Here is a 19,374-nt window from a genome sequence, read left to right on the forward strand (position 1 = left end):
TACGGAGGGGCTGTCCAAAAAGGGCAGTCTTTTTTATTTAGGTTTCTTTTTCAGGGCAGTAACCTACGCATGATCGTTCGGTCAAAATATAATAGTTAAGAGGTGAAAGGGGGAGGTGTCTTGGCGAATATATCATCAAGTAAATGGGATAAGTATCTTGCATTTCAAACTGACGTTCACTTTCACTCGTACTTGCCGGAGACGAAGTTGTGTACACAAGTTAATTTCAATAAAATGATGAAAGAATATAACTCCGTCGTGATCAAACCTTCGAAAGGAAGGTTGGGTAAAGGTGTTATGAAAGTCACCCTGGTAGGTGAGGACGATTTCCATATCGAGTACTTAAACCATACAGTGAAAAAAACAGGGGTTGAAGCAGCCTACCGTTATATTGCCGAGCACCAGGAGAAGCCTTGTATTGTTCAAGAGTGGATCCCCCTGGCTAAAATCGATAACGCCATGTTTGATTTAAGGGTTATGGTGCAAAGGAAGAAAAAATCAAACAAGTGGAAAGTGACTGGTGTAGCTGCAAGGGTAACATATCCGCAATCGATCATTACAAATGCAGCTGTAAAAATCATTCCTTTACAGGAGGCTTTAAATCAAGCGGAATTTTCTGCCGAAGTGAACCGCTCTGCGATAATAAACGAAGTTTACACACTTGGGTTAAAAGCTGCAGCACACTTACAGGATTTTTACCCAAAAAAGAGAGCCTTTGGCTTGGATGTCGCAATTGATCACTCCGGAAGCGTCTGGATCATTGAAGCGAATCTGAAACCGATGATAAATATTTTTGAAAGAATGGGAGATAAGCAAGTTAACGCAGTTATTAAGGAATATAAGAATAGCGGCAGGAAAAGAAGATTTAAGGGTGATGATTTTAAATAGGATGGGTCTTAGCTTGATGATGTATCGTCGAGTAATCGGTTATAGGCTGAAAAAGCAGCAAGTTGACTTTAACGATCTGTCAACTTGCTGCTTTTAGTAATAACTATAGTCCTTGAGAGAGTTTTAAGAAAGTGGGCATCCTAAAGTGTTCAGCTGATCAAACAGCTCACCTTGTGCTGTTCTTGTTGCTTGACCGCCATCCCAAGCAACTTGAAATTGAGTTATAACTTCTTGTGGGGTGAGTTGAAAGTTAATATCAGGGTGAGATGCGTTTAAAAGTGCAGCGACCGACTGGCGGATTAAATTATTTGTGTTTGGAGGCGTTCCACCACCAGGAAGGTTGACTGATACAAATAACGTACTGCTTGGTTCAGAGGCAATTCGACCAAAGATTGTATTAAACAAATCATCGGGATCGTAGTCTGTTTCTTCCCAGTGCGATAGGTTGTCAATTCCTCCCCAAAATCCTATAGAACATCCTTGAAGTGCACCCATACTTTCCCTCCTTTCTGCGTTCGATGTGATATTTTATTCTTGAAGCGTAAGTGAACTATAAGCAGACATCACAAAATTCATAAAAACAGGCGCTCGATTCATTAGAGGGAACTTGCACAGCGTTATAAAAAAGCTTTCCCTACCGATTTTGATAGAGAAAGCTCTTATTTGTTTTACGCTTCAGCCTTGTGCTTGCGTTTCGCTTTATCGGTATACATCGCTTGGTCAGCGCGGTGCATCCAATCCCCTGGTTGTGTACCGGTTTCTCGGTTAAGGACAGCGGTGCCGATGGATACTTCGAGCTTGTAAGGAAGGTTGGTTCCTGCGGCGTCAAGCTGCGATTCAAATTGTTCGACGAGCTGGTGATACAACGTTTCGTCATCTGTTGTAAGCAGCACCGCAAATTCATCCCCTCCAAGACGGTAACAGCGGCCGTAAACACCAAAAACGGCTTGGATGTTCGAGAATGTCAGCTGAATGATTTCGTCTCCATTGCAGTGTCCATAAATATCGTTAATCTTTTTTAAATCGTTTAAGTCAAAGTAGATTAAACGCCGGTAAGGAGGCAACTGATCTGGGGCAAAGCACCGGTTGGTATCCCGATCAAAGGCCAGTCGGTTCCAGCCTTGAACAAGCGGATCTTTGAATGCAAGCTCTTTATAAATCCCGGCTTCGTAACTATGGCGTATGCGGGTAAGCAGGTTTTTCAGTCCAATCCCGGCGAGCAGGGTGATCATCATAAAGAAGCCAACACGTACATAACTGGTCGCAAACAACGGATCTTCTGCAAAAAACATAAAAATTTCAATCCAGGAAAAAAAGGTTAAAACACCAATTGCAGCTAAAAAGAACTTTGCGGCTTGACTTTTCTTTTGGAAGACTTCTTTTACAACATAATAAAGTATGATGACGCTTGCAGTAATAACAAAAAACAAGGTGAGCGTTACAGATTGAAAAAAGTCTCTGATTCCAAAAAGCTGCAAAAGTAAAACGAAGAAAAATTGGGCTAGAAATAAATAAGATAAAAAAGTCATGAAAGCTTTTCTTTGCGTTAAAACGATGTCGCGGGCATAAAGGATCATTGGTATAGGAATTAAAGGAACCATCAAGTAACCAAGTCCGCCGATAAGAAACTGGCTGTCGGTAAAAAACTGAAGCATCCGTGATTCAGCTATAAACCAAAGAGATAAAATAATAGATAACAGGCCGAGATAAAGCAGTTCTGCCGGCTGTAACTTTCGGAATACAAAATAAACAGCGGTAAAAATGAAACCAAGCAGTAAAACACTTACAGCATAAAGAAAATTGAAAAGATAAGATTGGATCACGTGCATCTGCAGGCTGCCAGATGATCCGGTATAAATTGGATTCACCGTACCCGACATTTCTGGATAAGGTGATGAAAAATGCAGTTCGAGCAATTGACCGTCCGACCCTGCCGGGAGTTCAACGAGCCCCCAGCGGCTTGCAAGCGGCAGGTTTAACCCGTGCGCATCATCACCTTCGTGCCCTTGATAAATCAACTCGCCATCGAGGAAAACGTTGCCTTCTTGTAAAGACGAGCGGAACAAAATGGAACGCGGCTGTTCAAAATCAGATGAAAGACTTCTCGATAATGTCATCGTCTCATTCGGTTGAACCGGAAGTTTTGTTGGCATTTCAGTTAAGTTTCCTGTCGTATCAGGCGTTGAATAAGACCAACCTTCATCAAACAACGTTGCGTTGGGTGTAGAAAACTTCATGCCGGCTCCAGAAAGAAAGATTGTGCCGAAGATGAGAACGAGAATAATAATGAAAGATATACTTAGCGTACGAAAAAGTGAACCTTGCATGAAGCAACTCTCCCGCTTATGAGAATATATGTCTAGTACATATAACCTAAAAAAGATTTTTCAAACGCTTAATTGCAAATGTTGTCGAATTTGTTGTAAATAACGTATGCTTTTTAAAGCGCTTGAAGAAAAGAATCCAAAAATCTTCGGCGGCATTTTCCGAGCCTGACATATAAAAGCCCTCCCGCCAATTTTAAATAAGTCTAGGCGGAAGGGTTTTTTACTTAGTTCAAGTTAATTCTTACTTCGTCTGCTGACCAAAAGGATGGTTCAAAAATGAGTTCAAGCTCGGGGTCATCAACGGGGGCTTCAAAAGGAATCGTTCCAGTAACTGTACCTCCAGGGGCCAATTCACCGCTGCTTAACGACGTATCAGAGTCAACCGTTGTAAAGGTTTGATCTGTAATGTTGCCTTGACTGTTTTGTATGCTGAAGTGAAAAGGGTTATAAGATATTGTGTCTTCACCTTCATTGTTCATTGTCACTTCAACAATGACAAACTCATCACCTTCGCTTGGGTTGTCGAAATCATTGCCTTGAGAAAACTCCACATTCTCAACAATCAAGCTGTAGTCGTTATGCTCAACAACATCACCGACCGTAAAAGTTTCTTCTTCAAGTGAGTCTTCACTAGATGCTTCTTGGCTGTCGGCTTCAGCTTCATCGGCTTCTTCATTTTCCTCGTTATCATTTTCGTTTGTGCCTTCTTCGGCGTTGTTCGTGCTTTCCGATTCTTCAGCTTAAGTATCGCTGGCGACGTCGTCTTCTCCACCACCTGTAAATAATGCAACAATCACACCCAAGGCAATAAAAGCGACAAAAACCGTCAAGCAGCCTTTAAAAAACTTTCCCATCTTCGTCTACCTCCTTAAATATGATAAATACTACTAATAATTTACTACAATATAGTTCTTAAATCTACAAACTAATGGACTTATTTAGCTAGTTCTTAGGACCTTTATATATGAAGTTGAAGAACACGAATTCACTTGACGAAAATAAAGCACCCCTATATACTTATATACATAACTATATAGGTATATAGCAGAAGGTGGTGTGAAACTGCGTGGATGCATCCTTTGATGACCAAAAGCCGATTTTTATTCAAATCAAAGAGAAAATTGAAGATCAAATTGTTAATGGATATTTGCAGGAAGATGAAAAGATCCCGTCAACAACGCAGATGGTCGACTTTTATAAAGTGAATCATTTAACGATCTCAAAAGGGATGAACTTACTTGCAGATGAAGGCGTGATTTATAAGAAGCGGGGTGTGGGGATGTTTGTTGCCGAAGGTGCGCAAAGGAAGGTGAAGCAGCAAAGAAAAGCTTCATTTGCTGATGATTACGTGCGGCCAATGATGCAGGAAGCCGAAAAGCTGGGGCTTTCAGAAGATGAAGTGAATCACTTAATTCAGCAGGTGAGAAGGGGCGATAGAGGATGAATACAAAAGTTGACGTGCGCGATGTCTCATTAAATTACCGAAAAATGAATGTAATTGATCAAGTCTCATTTACGATGGAGACCGGTAAAACATACGGGCTGATCGGCCGTAACGGAGCAGGCAAAACGACACTATTGTCTCTGCTTACTGGCTTTCGCCTTCCGGATGCCGGAGATATACAAGTTAATGGAGAACCGTTGTTTGAAAACCGAATGATGATGCCAAAAGTGAACTTGATTTATCCTGCTGATTACGCTGATGAAAGTGACAATGCAAAGTCTTACTTTGAAACGGCTGAAAAGTACCGGCCGCACTTTGACCGCGCCTATGCAGAAGAACTGGCAGAGAAGTTTGGGTTTCCGGTGAAAAAGCCGATTAACAAGCTTTCTACAGGTATGCAGTCAGCATTCAACGCTACGCTCGGGCTGGCTGCGCGTACAGAAGTTACACTGTTTGATGAAGTATATAACGGGATGGATGCACCGACGCGGGAAGCGTTTTATCAAGAATTTGTCCGCGAGCAGGAGCGGCACCCGCGAATCATGGTGCTATCTACCCATCTTGTTTCCGAAATGGATTATTTATTTGATCATGTTTTCATGCTCCACAATCAAAAGTTGATTGCTGATGCACCGACAGATGAGCTGCAAAGCCGGGCCTTCACAGTGACCGGTGGGCAGGCGCTTGTCGATGAAGTGACAAAGCAGATGGCCGTCATTCACGAAGAGGAGCTGGGCGGTATGAAAAGAGCCGTGATTTATGATGCAAACAATGATGTAAAACAAAAAGAAGCCGCAGAAGCTGGCCTTGGTATTGGTGCGGTTACGCTTCAAGACTTGTTTATTTATTTAACCGGGGGAGGAAATGGTCATGAGTGACGGCTTTAGCGCTGTGAAAAGTATTACTAGCGACTTATTTAAGATTCAGATGAAATGGACGTTAAGTTTTTTTAGCGTCGTGCTCGTCGTATTTCTACTATTAGATGCTTCTTGGTTTTTCACTCGGCAGGCACCAGATGTAACACTTGCGGCTTTTATCTTTGAGCCAAGTAAAATTTATATGTTGGTCATCGGCATTGTGCCGTGGTTCGCTTACTTCACGTATTTTATTAGTCACGGGGTGACGAGAAAAGATTATTTTGCCGGCACTGCAATTTCAGCAGCCCTGCTTGCTGTTGGATTAATGGGACTTACCTTTGCCGTGTCTGGACTGATTCATATGATAGAACCGATCACCGGGTATGCACCGATCGGTACAGAACAAAGCTTGGCGTTAATCTCTAGCCACCCAGCTGCACAGCTAACGGGAACGATGATCGTATTATTCCTTTATTATCTTGCCGGCTGGATTGTCGCGATTGGATTTTACCGGTTCCATATTTCAGGAGGGTTCGCCTCAATTGCGATAGTGATTATTCTTCTTTCAATCACAGATGCGATCTGGGCGCAGGGCAACGTGATCGTGATCGATTGGTTCCGTCATATCCAGCCGTTGATTGATACAGCGGCTTTGCCGTTTACTGTACTGGTTGGGTTAAGCTTGATTCTTGCCGGCGCCGCGCTCACCGCGCTTTGGCTTAGCACCCGGCGTACACCAGTGAAAATGGGGTAGGGAAAATGTGCCTGGATATGAGCTTATAGTAAGTAAGGGGCTGACTATGGATAGGGTGTACTTGTATAGCGGAAGTCTTACAAAGCTGCAGTTAAGACTTAACAAAAATTATAATACGAATTTCTGAAAGTTGATGATTTATAGGTGCTTCTGATAAGTGCAATCCTATATCTTGAGATGATGCTTCAATATTCTCTCATCGCGATATTGATATTTATATAACGAATATTTATCATAAAATTTCAGATTGTAAACAAACCTTTTAAAAAACAAAGTCTGACATCGCTTTTCGGCGGACGCTTGCCTCGGGTACGGCCTCAACTTCCTCGGCAGTAAATCGTTGCCTGCGGGATTTTCGACTCGTACTGTTCCCGTAGGCGTCGCCGCCGATGCTTGTCAGCTTTGCACTAATTTATGGTCACGAATTGTAGAGATACTTTTTATCAATTGATATCTACATATTAACGAAGATATGGTGTTGTTAACCCGTCAAGACAATTACAAGTGGTCATCTTTAAAAGTTAGTCTTTTCGCGCATAATGATTCCTATTTGTGGTTTTGTTTCGACGCACAGCTCTTTTAGTCACCACTGGAAGAGCAGCAGTTAAAGACCGCGCAATCAGTGGTTTTCTCACTAGGGGCATTAAACTAGGTATGCGAGCAATAAAGTTGTGCGTGAATTTTAGGTTGGGTATTTTGTCGATAGTTTTAAAGTTTATCAGAAAAATTTCCTGTTTTCATTGACAAAAGAAAGTGTTTTTGTATAAAATAAGGGTATCTCATCGCAACCGACGGGTTGTGTATCCACTAAAAACTGCAGGATCTACCAAAGCAAGGGCTTTGTCCCGGATTTGATCTTGTAGGATCTAAAGAGAGGTCACTTTTGTGGCCTCTTTTTTTTACACAAACAAGGAAATTTCATACATAAAAAAGAGTTATCTTACCTACATGGAGGAGGCGCGAATATGACGCAATATACGTTCGGTTTAGATGTAGGAATCGCTTCGGTTGGCTTTGGTGTCATTGATGAAAATATGAATGTAGTAGAAGCAGGCGTAAGGTTGTTTCCAGAAGCTGATGCTAATGAGAATGAAGGCCGCAGAATTAAGCGCGGAGCTCGTAGGTTACAGCGCAGGAGAAAGCACCGGCAAGAAAGACTGAATTACTTACTAAAAAACTACAACTTTCCAGTAGATAATCCATCAGAGAAAAACCCTTATGAATTACGTGTGAAAGGTTTGTCTGAGCAGTTAACAGAAAGTGAGCTCATTGCTGCGCTGCAACATTTAATTAAGCGCCGTGGCGTGCATAATGTGGATGCAGATGACGGCAAGGAAGATCATGATGAGTCTTCACTTTCAACAAAAGATCAAATTAAACAAAACGAACGGTTGTTAGAAGACAAGCATGTATGTGAAGTACAGCTTGAACGTCTTCAAGCGAATGGGGAGGTGCGCGGGCACCGGAATCGTTTCCATACGAAGGATTATGTACGTGAAGCAGAACAACTTATGCAGACACAGCAGAATTATCACCAAAAAATTGATCATTCGTTCATACAAACATTGATTCAACTGTTAGAGCAGCGCCGGGCATACTATGAAGGTCCTGGGTTTGGGAGTGAGTACGGTTGGAATCAAGATACAGAGCTGTGGTTTGAAAAAATGATGGGTACATGCACATATTTTCCGGAAGAAACGCGCGCGGTGAAAAATTCATACTCAGCAGAACTATTTAACGTGTTGAATGACTTAAACAACTTAACATTAACACGTAGTGAGGAAACTAGGGTTACTGAAGATGAGAAAGAAGATCTTATTCAGTATGTTTTTCTCGCAAGTGGAAAACCTACGTTAAAAAAAATAGCGAAACGCTTGGGGATCCGTGAAGAAGACATTAGAGGATACCGTGTTGACCGAAGTGGTAAGCCAGAGTTTAACATGATGGAGTTTTCTCAAAGAATCCAAAAAGTCGAACCGTATTTGTTAAAAGAGTCGGTGGAATGTTTGGATCAAATTGCAGAGATTCTTACAGTCTGGCAAGACTATGATAATAAATTAGCAAAGCTACAAGCGCTAGAATTGAAATACCCAGAAACTGTTCTTAACAAGTTAGCAGAATTAAACTTTACCGGAACTCACGCATTAAGCTTGAAAGCAATACATTACCTGCTTCCAGATTTATGGGGGACGAACAAAAATCAGATGGAGTTATTTTCAGATTATGGGCTTCAGCCGAAAAAAGTCCAACTGCACGGAATGAAACAGATTCCGCATGAATATATTCATGATTTAATCATTTCACCGGTGGTTAAGCGATCGTTCATTCAATCCATCCGTATAATAAATGCATTGCGTAAAAAGTATGGAGAGCCGGAGGAAATTGTAATTGAGCTTGCGCGTGAAAAAAATAGTGACGACCAAAAGCAGTTTTTGCGTAAACTGCAAAAAGAAAATGAAGCAGTGAACAAACAAGTCCGCGAAAAACTTGATGAAATGGGAGTTGAAGCTAAGAAAGGCATGTTTGAAAAGCTTCGCCTCTGGCATTATCAAGATGGTCACTGCATGTATTCACTTAAAGAAATTCCAATTGAAGACTTAGTGAATAATCATACTCGATACGAAGTAGATCATATTATTCCCAGGTCCGTATCCTTCGATGATTCCCAAGCCAATAAAGTGTTAGTACACACAGGTGAGAATCAGAAAAAAGGTAACCAAACTCCTTTTCAATATATGAAGTCAGGGCGGAGTGCGATCACTTATGAAGCGTTCAAAACGCATGTACTTCAACTTGCGAAATCAAAAGAGAAAGTGTCGAAAAAGAAAAAGGAATATTTGTTAGAAGAGCGTGATATTACAAAATATGACGTGCAAAAGGAATTTATTAATCGTAATTTAGTCGATACGCGTTATGCGACACGTGAAATCATGAATTTACTTCAAGCTTATTTTAAAGAAAATGAAACGGATGTCAAAGTGAAATCTATTAATGGCTCGGTCACAAACTACTTGCGGAAGTTGTGGAGTTTAAATAAAGACCGTGATATAGATTATAAACATCATGCTGAAGATGCGCTAGTCGCGGCTATGGCAGGTTATTTACTTGAAAACCATAATAACTTTCAAGAGCAGGCGGCGATGATGAAAGAAGAGAAAAAAGTAGATATGGAAACGGGCGAGGTATTAAATGAAGGTGAATTTGCAGCTTCATTTACGGAGAAGATGGAAAAAGTAAAGCAGATTAGAGAGTTTCCTAACTATAAATATTCCCATCGTATTGATCAGAAGCCAAATCGGCAGTTGATGAATGATACGCTTTATTCTACGCGCAAAGTTGAGGGTGAAGAATACGTGATCGGAAAGGTTGCCGATTTATACAATCCCGATAATGAGAAGGTTAAGAAACAGTTTGATAAAAACCCGGAATCGTTTTTAATGTACACACATGATCCTAAGACTTTTGAAAAGCTGAAAGTGGTCATGGAACAGTATAAAGAGTTCAAAAACCCGCTTGCTGCGTACCACCAGGAAAAGGAAACTATGCTTACAAAGTACAGCAAGAAAGGAAACGGCCCGCCGGTTAAATCTCTCAAGTATTATCAAAAAAAATTAGGTGACTATAAAGATTTATCACACAAATTTGACTCTAAAGACAAGCGGATTGTTGCGTTATCAATAAAACCCTTTCGCTTAGATATGTATTACGAAGGTGGAAGGTATAAATTTATTACTATTCGTTACGATGACTTACAGGAAACAGAAGATGGTTATGTAATTGATAGGACAGATTATAGTGAAAAGTTAAATGCGAAACAAATTGAGAGTGATTCAAACTTCTTGTTCAGCTTATATAAAAACGACATCTTTCAAATGGATGGACAATGGTACAGATTTATAGGCGTAAATAATGATGGAACCAACCGAATTGAGGTTGACCTTATACAGAAAAAGTCTGAAAAACGGCTGCTTCCAACGATAGGGAAGAAAATCAATTTAATCGAAAAGTATCATCGAAATGTACTAGGTGATCAGTTCGGAGCATCTAACGAAAAGTTGAAATTTAAGTACGACAAATAACTGGGAGGTTTGTATGTCCTGGAGGGTGGTTCATGTTACGAATATTGACCAATTGTCATTGCACTTGGATAACTTACAAGTAAAACGAGGGGACGAGGAATTGAAAATTCCTTTAAGTGATATTTTTTCTTTAATTATTGAGGATTTAACATGTAAGTTGACAAGCCGGTTAATCGTTGAGCTTTCTAAGCATAATATTCTTGTGATTTTATGCGGTCAAGACCACCTTCCGGAGGCACAGATTATCCCTGTCTCTGGCCACTTTGGGCAGCATAAGCGAATGTTACAGCAGTTAAACTGGTCTGAAGATAACCAGCAGGTTTTGTGGCAAAAAATTATTAGGCAGAAAATCTATAACCAATCACGTGTGATGGAGCGAAGCCACATTGAACAAGCCCGGGTGAACCGATTGTTTAATTTGATGACTGAAGTAGAAGACTGGGACATTCACAATGCCGAAGCGCAAGCGGCTAAAATTTACTTTAATTCATTTTTTGATGAAACATATCATCGAGGGGACCGTGACCGCATTGAAAACGCAGCGTTGAATTATGGCTATGCTGTACTGCACGCGGCGATCGGACGAACAATTGTTGCAAAAGGTTTGTTACCAAATGTTGGGGTGTTTCATCGTGGTGAGAGAAATCCGTTTAACTTAGCTTCGGATTTAATTGAACCGCTGCGGCCAGTGATTGACGCTTATGTATTAGAAAGCCCACCTGAGGATTATTTGACGAAAGAATATCGAGTGAAATTGATTAACTTGCTGCATGCGACGGTATTAATTGGCGGAAAAAAGCAGACGGTGATTAGAGCTATTGATATGTTTATTAGTTCACTAATCAACTACTTTGATGCGAATGGAGATGAGAATTTGTTAAAACTGCCAAGCGCAGAAAAAATGGTTGTTCATGAGTTATAGGTTTATGCGGGTATTTATTATGTTTGATTTACCAGTAGAAACGAAGGAACAAGTCCGAACGTATACAAAGTTTCGTAAAAGATTAATTCAAGATGGCTTTTTAATGATGCAGTACTCCATTTATATTAAATCTTGTATAAACCAAGACGCTGCTAACCAAACGGTTGCCAAAGTGAAAGGATATTTGCCGAAGCATGGACATGTACGTGCGATGGTAATTACAGAAAAGCAGTATGAAAAGATGATGATTCTTGTGGGTGAGGAAGATAAAAATATTGAGCTTCTTGGTGATAATCGCACTATTGAGTTTTGATAGCCTTAAGGAGGTGATGAACATGGCATGAAAAATTAATTACTATGATAAGGAAATTGACCTCAACATTCAAAGTTATACTTCGATATTAGATAACTACACATTTAATGAAGTACAGATGCTTAATATACTGTCTGACTACTTTCAGCCTCGATCAAAAATTAAAGATGAGGTTCGTGTCATTGATACGCTCAACAACGATGATACAGTAGATTATCACGATTTTCATTTTTTTCAATTTTCAAATGTGAAGTTATTAGAGGAAATTAATCTTGGTGCGAAGTCTTTATTGAAACAAAGCTTAAAAGAAGATTTGTTAAATGGACTTGAGTTTAATGGTTATGTTCAGACGATGAACAGTTTATTAAATGATATGGTCCAGATCATTGATTCAGAGCTCCCACTATATGCAAAGCAGCTGGATGCAGATGCTATTATTAAATTGTTGGGTGTGGATTTTGAACTATCGGAAGATAATAGCTATGACTTCGTATCAAAACAGTTATTAGCTATTTTCCCTGTTTTAAAAACCGCGATAAAAAAACAGGCTAAGAAAACACCGGTCCTTGTGTATCATTACCCTGAAAACTTGCTAAGTCCCCGCGAGCAGGTAGCCTTTAAAGCTGAGCTTGACGCATGTGCTGCAGAAATGAAAATCATTGTATTGACTAAATCTCGGTATTTTTTAGCGGACGAGGTTCATGGAAATAATGTAATCGCAAACGGAAAGCAAGTAATTACCCATAGTTTTCTTGAAAGTCTGAGGTGGCATGCACCTTTAGATTATGGAAAAGACGAATTAGAGGAGGCGTTAACAAAGTTACTCAAGGCTTATGCGATGAACTTAGAAACTGTGCCTGTTATATCCAACTATGAAATCGCTGATATTCATGTTTTTCGTGATGTGGATATATATGTATTGGTATATTTACTAGCAGAATTGCAGTTTAAGTTTAAGCTCGACCTTGACTATGACAGGATTTCTGCACCAATATCAAAGTATGTACAACGTTATGAAAAGTTTTCATAGCAGGCATTGGTACTCTGCATTTTTAAGTGGATATGAGATACGTCGGTGTCGATAGTTTCGTCTTCTTCTGCATTGGTACTCTGCATTTTTAAGTGGATATGAGATAAAGGCAGGCGGTTATATGACGAATAATTAGCATTGGTACTCTGCATTTTTAAGTGGATATGAGATTTACTGTTTTTCATTGCCTGCTCGTGCTGTGCATTGGTACTCTGCATTTTTAAGTGGATATGAGATGTCGAAGGCAAGCACGTCAAACGCCGAGATGCATTGGTACTCTGCATTTTTAAGTGGATATGAGATTGCGACGCAGAAAACGCGGTAGATGAGCCGGCATTGGTACTCTGCATTTTTAAGTGGATATGAGATTCTTACTATATTTTTAGTGAGATTGTTTTCGCATTGGTACTCTGCATTTTTAAGTGGATATGAGATGATACAGGAGTGGTAATATGATGGTTTTTAGCATTGGTACTCTGCATTTTTAAGTGGATATGAGATTAGAGTAGTCTTCACCTGCATCTAGCTGTTGCATTGGTACTCTGCATTTTTAAGTGGATATGAGATCTCGATTTCCGGCGTGCGCCAGTAAGGGTTGCATTGGTACTCTGCATTTTTAAGTGGATATGAGATCACTGTAGGCCGTAACAGGACACAAACTCGCATTGGTACTCTGCATTTTTAAGTGGATATGAGATGTCAGCGGCCGGAGACTTCGTTGTTCGGTGGCATTGGTACTCTGCATTTTTAAGTGGATATGAGATCATCCACTTGCAAGCCGTGATCTTCCTGCAGCATTGGTACTCTGCATTTTTAAGTGGATATGAGATAAGGTGATAGTATGATTCGAATAACATTACGCATTGGTACTCTGCATTTTTAAGTGGATATGAGATTGAACGCTCAATTCATCATCCCAGCTTGATGCATTGGTACTCTGCATTTTTAAGTGGATATGAGATGCCGGCATGAAGGTGCAACAGATGAATGGCGCATTGGTACTCTGCATTTTTAAGTGGATATGAGATCTCGCCTGCGCTCGGGCTTCCGCCCGAATGGCATTGGTACTCTGCATTTTTAAGTGGATATGAGATAAAACGCGGAGAATTTGCGGAGAAAACGCGGCATTGGTACTCTGCATTTTTAAGTGGATATGAGATTCGTACTCCGCAGCAGACGTTAACGAAAGCGCATTGGTACTCTGCATTTTTAAGTGGATATGAGATCCGCGGTTGATAAGCCGCTCGAATTGTACTGCATTGGTACTCTGCATTTTTAAGTGGATATGAGATCGAATACGTTGCTGACCTATCGCAAAATACGCATTGGTACTCTGCATTTTTAAGTGGATATGAGATCAACTTAGAGTTTAGACGCATCACGGATGGCATTGGTACTCTGCATTTTTAAGTGGATATGAGATTAAAACCATTACGCAACGCCGTACCTGCCCGCATTGGTACTCTGCATTTTTAAGTGGATATGAGATATGATTGAGTGTGCCGGGTAAACGTAGCACGCATTGGTACTCTGCATTTTTAAGTGGATATGAGATGTTACTACGCACGTAAAGCCGGTATCAATCGCATTGGTACTCTGCATTTTTAAGTGGATATGAGATGAGATGCCTCTGGCTGGAAATTTGTTTTAAGTGAACATGAGATTTTCCGTGAAGAATTGTTACACTTAATTTGATAAACTGTTTCATAATTAAATGATTAGCTTGAGGTTATTGCTGTTAGAGGTGAGAAAGGTTGAACAGGTATATAAAAGTGGGTTTATGGATGTTAAGTTCTATGGTGATGGCTTGCATATTTTTCGTAGCATTTCTTTTTATAAACGGTGATTTGAAAATTGTGAGTCCGGACTCTGGCGATGAAACTTCCTCCGCTAACGCAGAAGTGGTAGAAACCAATGTAACTGAAAAAGATTTAAGTACACCACTAGAGGATGAAGTCTCTACAAATGACGAGACTAGTTTGCTTGAAGAACCCGGAACAACGCAAATGACTGAAAAAGGTGAAGTTGATCAAGAAGCAAATCAAAATTTCATAGATGTAGTCGTGAGGCTAACACCTGAAATTAGAGAGGCTTACGAAAATGTTAACCAAGCAATTGAAAACAATAATGAAGTCGTAGCCTCTTTAGAAAAGTTGGAGCGGTCTGCAAATCAATTCAAAAATAAAGTAGAATCTAATCCACCATCTTATCAAAACGAGCAATATGCTGAAGATGTATGGGGAGATGCTGAGCGTATTCGTTCTAAATCAAATATGTTAAAAATGCAATATAACTATATTGAAGATGACATTGACATGTATAACAATCTCCACATTGAAGTCGACAATTTGGAGTTTGCGGCTGAAGAACTGGAGAGTATCTATTAGAGAAATCAGTACCTTTTGAATGTTGCTCTGCTTTTTTCGTTTGAGCGTAAACCTTCTTTTTATTCTAGCTTTATTAAAAGTACGCAGATAAATTTACATATTTTCGTTTCAAGTATTTCTACTATTGTAAGTGACAGCTGTTAACAAAAACATCCCCTTATATGCTTTATCACGAAACGGTGTAAGACGACTTTTCGGAAATGACATTCGAGTTAATTTGTGGCAAAATTAAAATAAGTCGAATCGTGGGGATTGGGGTGGATAGCATCAGCCGGATCAAGTGTCATCTTTTAGCGACAGTTGGACGTATGGCGTGGGTGGTTATGCTCGTGATGCTGTTTTACCAAACGGTGCAGGATGGTCGGATTATGGATATTACCCGCTACATTAAGCCGGTGGATGGGCTGCTGTTGTTTACGATTGCTGCCGGCCTTTGGATGGATGTCTTTTTCACGAAGAAAGAGCGGCGGCTGAAAGATGAAGAGATGTTTGGGGTTTCGCGCCGGTAATGCGCCGGCGCTTAGATTTGTTACAATCACCAGCCCGGCGGGTGTCCCCCCGGGCGCTGTCGCCTTACCCTGGCGCTTTTGCCGGGGCCTTTTAATTTCAGCGCTTGATGCATTGTTCCATGGGTATGTTCGGTGTATACTTGAGTGGTGAATGTAATGAGGTGATGGAGATGCAGCGAGTGACAAATTGTATCCTGGTGCCGGGGGATGAGGCGCTTGTGTTACAGAAGCCGAGGCGCGGCTGGTTTGTGGCGCCTGGTGGTAAGATGGAGCCTGGGGAGTCGGTACGCGATAGTGTTGTGCGCGAGTACCGGGAGGAAACGGGGTTTCATGTGCATGATCCGAGGCTTCGGGGTGTGTTTACGGTTGTGATTCAAGAGCAGGGTGAGACGGTTTCGGAGTGGATGATGTTTACGTTTGTGGCATCTCAATATACAGGGACGCAGCTGGCTGAGTCGCCGGAGGGTGAGCTCGCATGGAAGCCGACTGCAGAGATCGAGACGCTCCCGATGGCGCCAGGGGATCGTTTTATTTTTGAGCATATGTTTCACCGCCCGGGGCAGTTGTTTGGTACATTTTACTACACACCGGATTTTCAGCTCATTGACTACCATTTAACGGCTGAAGTGGAGTGAGCCGTATCAAAGGAGGGTGCTTATGGCGCCGAATGATCATATTCATTTAGTGATTATCACCGGGATGTCGGGCGCTGGTAAGACGGTGGCGATGCAGAGTTTTGAGGATTTAGGGTATTTTTGTGTCGACAATCTGCCGCCGGCGTTAATTCCGAAGTTTATTGAGCTTGTGGATAATTCAGGCGGGGGTATGGATAAAATTGCGCTCGTGATGGATTTGCGCGGCCGGGAGTTTTTTGACCAGCTGCTTGATGCGACGGCGCTTGCGGATGCGCATAAGCATGTGAGTACGCACGTGTTGTTTTTGGATGCGGCTGATGAGAAACTGGTACAGCGTTATAAAGAAACGCGTCGCTCGCACCCGCTTGCTTCGGGAGGGCTGCCGCTTGAAGGGATTAAACAAGAGCGGGAGATGCTTGAGGAGCTGAAAGGGAAAGCGCGTACCCAGATTGATACGACGGATCTTGCCCCGCGTGAGCTTCGTGAAGAGATTATTGCGGAGTTTTCGGCACCGAAAGAGGAGATTTTCACGGTAAATGTTTTGTCCTTCGGCTTTAAACACGGGATGCCGATTGATGCAGATCTCGTGTTTGATGTGAGATTTCTGCCGAATCCGCACTATATTGATGCGATGCGTCCGAAAACGGGTCTTGATGAAGAGGTTTCTACGTATGTGATGAAGTGGCCGGAGACGAAAGAGTTTTACAGTAAGTTGACGGATATGCTCGAGTTTATGCTGCCGCAATACCGCCGTGAAGGGAAGTCGCAGCTTATAATTGCGATCGGCTGCACTGGTGGCAAGCACCGGTCGGTCACGTTGACGGAGAAGCTTGCGGCGCATTTTCAGCAGGAATATAATGTGCAGACGACCCACCGGGATCTGCCGGCGGAAATGAGGAAAAACGGTGAGCGGACCTAAGATTGTTGTGATTGGCGGCGGTACCGGGTTATCGGTGCTTTTGCGGGGGATGAAAACATTTCCGGTCGATTTGACTGCGATTGTCACCGTGGCAGATGACGGTGGAAGCTCCGGCCGGCTGCGTAAAGAGCTGCAGATCCCGCCGCCAGGTGATGTGCGCAACGTGCTGGTGGCGCTTGCGGAAGTGGAGCCGCTCGTTGAACGGATGTTTCAGCACCGGTTTGAGGCAGGGACGGGATTAAACGGTCACAGCCTCGGCAATTTGCTGCTCGCAGGGATGACGTCCATTACTGGTGATTTTGCCCGGGGGATCAGCGAGTTGAGTGCTGTGCTGAACGTGCGCGGGCAGGTGCTTCCTTCGGCGAATCAAAGCGTCGATTTAGTAGCGACTTTTACAGATGGTACGAAAGTGTACGGGGAGTCCAACATTCCAAAGGCAGGCGGTAAAATTCAGCATGTTGCGCTGGATACGACTGAAGTGACAGCGCTGCCGGATACGTTAAAGGCGATTCGTGAGGCAGATATTATTCTGCTTGGGCCCGGCAGTTTGTATACGAGTGTGCTGCCAAACCTGCTTGTACCGGGGATTGCTGAAGAAATTGCTGCGGCTGAAGCGAAGAAAGTTTACATCTGCAATGTGATGACCCAGCAGGGAGAGACCGATGACTATACAGCGTTTCAGCATTATGAAGGGTTGAAACGTCATATTGGTGAAAAGCTTGTGGATACAGTGCTTGTAAATAACGCACCGATCCAGACTGAGCTTGTTAAAAAGTATGCAGAAGAGGCGGCAGCGCCGGTGGCATGCGATTTGGAGCCTTTCGCCCGGGCAGGGGTGGAAGTCATCCAGGATCGGTTTATTACAGAAGAAGGCGGGGTCGTGCGCCACGATGCGGAGAAAGTGACGCGGACGCTTTTAAATATGCAAGGTTAGAATTTTGAACGTGAAGAAAGCGGTGAAGGCGAATGTCCTCATTTGCGGCGATGACAAAAAAAGAACTGACACAAATTGAGCCTGAAGATTGCTGTGCCCGTGCCGAACTTGCTGCCCTCATCCGGATGAATGGCAGTCTGGCACTTGGGAGCGGCGGTATGGCTCTTGATGTAAGCACGGAGAATGCGGCGATCGCCCGGCGCATTTATACGTTGATTAAACGGTGCTTCGAAGGTGTTGGTGTTGAATTAATTGTGCGTAAGAAAATGCGCTTGAAAAAAAATAATGTATATATTGTTCGGATTGCGCAGGAAGGAAAGCGTTTACTGTCGAACTTAGGCATTATGGATGATACGTATTTGTTCACCCGGACGATCGGTAAAGATATTGTGCCTGAAACGTGCTGCAAACGGGCGTATTTACGGGGGGCTTTTCTTGCCGGCGGTTCGATTAATCACCCAGAGACGTCCTCGTATCATTTAGAAGTGTTCTCGCTGTATGAGGAGCACAACAAGTCGCTCGTTGATCTTGTGCAGGAGTTTGAGATTGAACCGAAAGTACTGGAGCGCAAAAAAGGGTTTATCATTTATATTAAAGAGAGTGAACGTATCTCTGAGTTTTTAAATGTGATCGGCGCGCATCAAGCCCTTCTCTATTTTGAGGATGTTCGGATTAAAAAAGATATGCGCAATTCGGTGAATCGGTTAGTGAATTGTGAAACAGCCAACTTAAACAAAACGGTCGGGGCAGCGATCCGTCAGGTGGAAAATATTCAGCTTGTGGATAACATGATCGGGTTGGATCAGCTCCCGGACCGGGTGAGAGAAGTGGCAGAACTCAGGGTGAAACATCAAGATGTGACGCTCAAGGAGCTTGGTGAAATGGTGCCAAGTGGTAAAGTGAGTAAATCCGGAGTCAACCACCGACTGCGCAAAGTAAATGAACTCGCAGAAAAGCTTCGTAACGGTGATCCGGTAGAAACATAATCCAGCAGGAGGTGGCGGGCGATGGAAGAAGTAACAGCAGAAGTTAAACTAAAGACCGGATTGCAGGCGCGTCCGGCCGCGCTATTCGTGCAGGAAGCAAATAAGTTTCACGCAGATGTCCACATCGAAAAAGATGGCAGCCGGGCTAACGCAAAAAGCATCATGGGTATCATGAGCCTTGCGATCCGCACCGGCACATCAGTCAAAATTCTGACTGAAGGCAGCGACGAAACCGAAGCCGCACAAGCGCTGAAAAACTTCGTCGAAACAGAAGATTAATTGAAAAAAGCTGTCCGCCGCGGGCAGCTTTTTTATGTGCAGCTTCCTTGAGTGGCTGCACGACCGCTCGCTGGCGGAGTTGGACTGCACGCTGGAGGCGATGGACCGCTC

The 19,374-nt window shown here is 42.5% G+C and carries 17 protein-coding genes, 1 pseudogene and 1 CRISPR repeat array; of the genes and pseudogenes, 15 read left to right on the plus strand and 3 right to left on the minus strand.

The window, feature by feature from the left end; all coding sequences use genetic code 11:
- The first annotated feature begins 120 nt into the window (after window positions 1-120).
- Entirely contained in the window at window positions 121-888 is a 768-nt protein-coding gene (locus B0H94_RS05690) for a YheC/YheD family protein (RefSeq protein ID WP_181315283.1), read from the plus strand.
- A 123-nt stretch (window positions 889-1,011) separates the two neighbouring features.
- Here B0H94_RS05690 and B0H94_RS05695 read toward each other — a convergent pair whose 3' ends face one another.
- The 3 genes and pseudogenes from B0H94_RS05695 to B0H94_RS05705 all read right to left on the minus strand — a co-directional run.
- Entirely contained in the window at window positions 1,012-1,383 is a 372-nt protein-coding gene (locus B0H94_RS05695) for a hypothetical protein (protein WP_106588287.1), read from the minus strand.
- 173 nt (window positions 1,384-1,556) lie between these two features.
- Complete coding sequence (locus tag B0H94_RS05700; protein ID WP_106588288.1) at window positions 1,557-3,215, minus strand: GGDEF domain-containing protein; 1,659 nt, start codon at window positions 3,213-3,215, stop codon at window positions 1,557-1,559.
- Window positions 3,216-3,439: 224 nt separating this feature from the next.
- Window positions 3,440-3,841 (minus strand): annotated as a pseudogene (locus B0H94_RS05705) (DUF4352 domain-containing protein); the annotation flags it as partial.
- Between the two features lie 440 nt (window positions 3,842-4,281).
- Between B0H94_RS05705 and B0H94_RS05710 the strand changes: the two are divergent.
- The 14 genes from B0H94_RS05710 (at window position 4,282) to B0H94_RS05775 (ending at window position 19,263) form a co-directional block, all read left to right on the plus strand.
- The gene (locus tag B0H94_RS05710) at window positions 4,282-4,659 is read left to right on the plus strand and encodes a GntR family transcriptional regulator (protein ID WP_106588290.1); all 378 of its coding nucleotides are present in this window, start codon (window positions 4,282-4,284) and stop codon (window positions 4,657-4,659) included.
- Window positions 4,656-5,537 (plus strand): ATP-binding cassette domain-containing protein, encoded by an 882-nt coding sequence (locus B0H94_RS05715; protein WP_106588291.1) that lies wholly within the window; start codon window positions 4,656-4,658, stop codon window positions 5,535-5,537. The genes B0H94_RS05710 and B0H94_RS05715 overlap by 4 nt, the downstream gene beginning before the upstream one ends.
- Window positions 5,530-6,270: a hypothetical protein gene (locus B0H94_RS05720; protein WP_106588292.1), complete on the plus strand. Its 741-nt coding sequence runs from the start codon at window positions 5,530-5,532 to the stop codon at window positions 6,268-6,270. The genes B0H94_RS05715 and B0H94_RS05720 overlap by 8 nt, the downstream gene beginning before the upstream one ends.
- Window positions 6,271-7,235: 965 nt before the next feature.
- Window positions 7,236-10,349 carry a type II CRISPR RNA-guided endonuclease Cas9 gene (gene cas9, locus B0H94_RS05725; protein ID WP_106588293.1) on the plus strand — a complete coding sequence of 1,038 codons (3,114 nt, stop codon included), beginning with the start codon at window positions 7,236-7,238 and terminating at the stop codon, window positions 10,347-10,349.
- 13 nt (window positions 10,350-10,362) lie between these two features.
- Entirely contained in the window at window positions 10,363-11,271 is a 909-nt protein-coding gene (gene cas1 / locus B0H94_RS05730; protein ID WP_106588294.1) for a type II CRISPR-associated endonuclease Cas1, read from the plus strand.
- Between the two features lie 4 nt (window positions 11,272-11,275).
- A complete protein-coding gene (cas2, locus tag B0H94_RS05735; protein ID WP_106588295.1) occupies window positions 11,276-11,584 on the plus strand; it encodes a CRISPR-associated endonuclease Cas2 in 309 nt (102 codons plus the stop codon).
- A gap of 118 nt (window positions 11,585-11,702) precedes the next feature.
- Window positions 11,703-12,614 carry a hypothetical protein gene (locus B0H94_RS05740; RefSeq protein ID WP_106588296.1) on the plus strand — a complete coding sequence of 304 codons (912 nt, stop codon included), beginning with the start codon at window positions 11,703-11,705 and terminating at the stop codon, window positions 12,612-12,614.
- A gap of 3 nt (window positions 12,615-12,617) precedes the next feature.
- A CRISPR array of direct repeats spans window positions 12,618-14,235; the repeat unit is 36 nt; unit sequence GCATTGGTACTCTGCATTTTTAAGTGGATATGAGAT.
- 133 nt (window positions 14,236-14,368) lie between these two features.
- Window positions 14,369-15,001, plus strand: a complete 633-nt coding sequence (locus tag B0H94_RS05745; protein ID WP_181315284.1) for a hypothetical protein — start codon at window positions 14,369-14,371, stop codon at window positions 14,999-15,001.
- A 257-nt stretch (window positions 15,002-15,258) separates the two neighbouring features.
- Entirely contained in the window at window positions 15,259-15,510 is a 252-nt protein-coding gene (locus B0H94_RS05750) for a hypothetical protein (RefSeq protein WP_146139928.1), read from the plus strand.
- Window positions 15,511-15,680: 170 nt separating this feature from the next.
- The gene (locus tag B0H94_RS05755) at window positions 15,681-16,145 is read left to right on the plus strand and encodes an NUDIX hydrolase (protein ID WP_106588299.1); all 465 of its coding nucleotides are present in this window, start codon (window positions 15,681-15,683) and stop codon (window positions 16,143-16,145) included.
- Between the two features lie 16 nt (window positions 16,146-16,161).
- Window positions 16,162-17,064 carry an RNase adapter RapZ gene (rapZ, locus tag B0H94_RS05760; protein ID WP_282432530.1) on the plus strand — a complete coding sequence of 301 codons (903 nt, stop codon included), beginning with the start codon at window positions 16,162-16,164 and terminating at the stop codon, window positions 17,062-17,064.
- Window positions 17,051-17,998: a gluconeogenesis factor YvcK family protein gene (locus B0H94_RS05765; protein ID WP_106588301.1), complete on the plus strand. Its 948-nt coding sequence runs from the start codon at window positions 17,051-17,053 to the stop codon at window positions 17,996-17,998. The genes rapZ and B0H94_RS05765 overlap by 14 nt, the downstream gene beginning before the upstream one ends.
- A 32-nt stretch (window positions 17,999-18,030) precedes the next feature.
- Complete coding sequence (gene whiA, locus B0H94_RS05770; RefSeq protein WP_106588302.1) at window positions 18,031-18,984, plus strand: DNA-binding protein WhiA; 954 nt, start codon at window positions 18,031-18,033, stop codon at window positions 18,982-18,984.
- A 21-nt stretch (window positions 18,985-19,005) separates the two neighbouring features.
- On the plus strand, window positions 19,006-19,263 hold the full coding sequence (locus tag B0H94_RS05775) for an HPr family phosphocarrier protein (RefSeq protein ID WP_106588303.1): 258 nt from the start codon (window positions 19,006-19,008) through the stop codon (window positions 19,261-19,263).
- Window positions 19,264-19,374: the final 111 nt, after the last annotated feature.

The sequence above is a fragment of the Salsuginibacillus halophilus genome (assembly GCF_003014715.1).
Taxonomy (GTDB): domain Bacteria; phylum Bacillota; class Bacilli; order Bacillales; family Marinococcaceae; genus Salsuginibacillus; species Salsuginibacillus halophilus.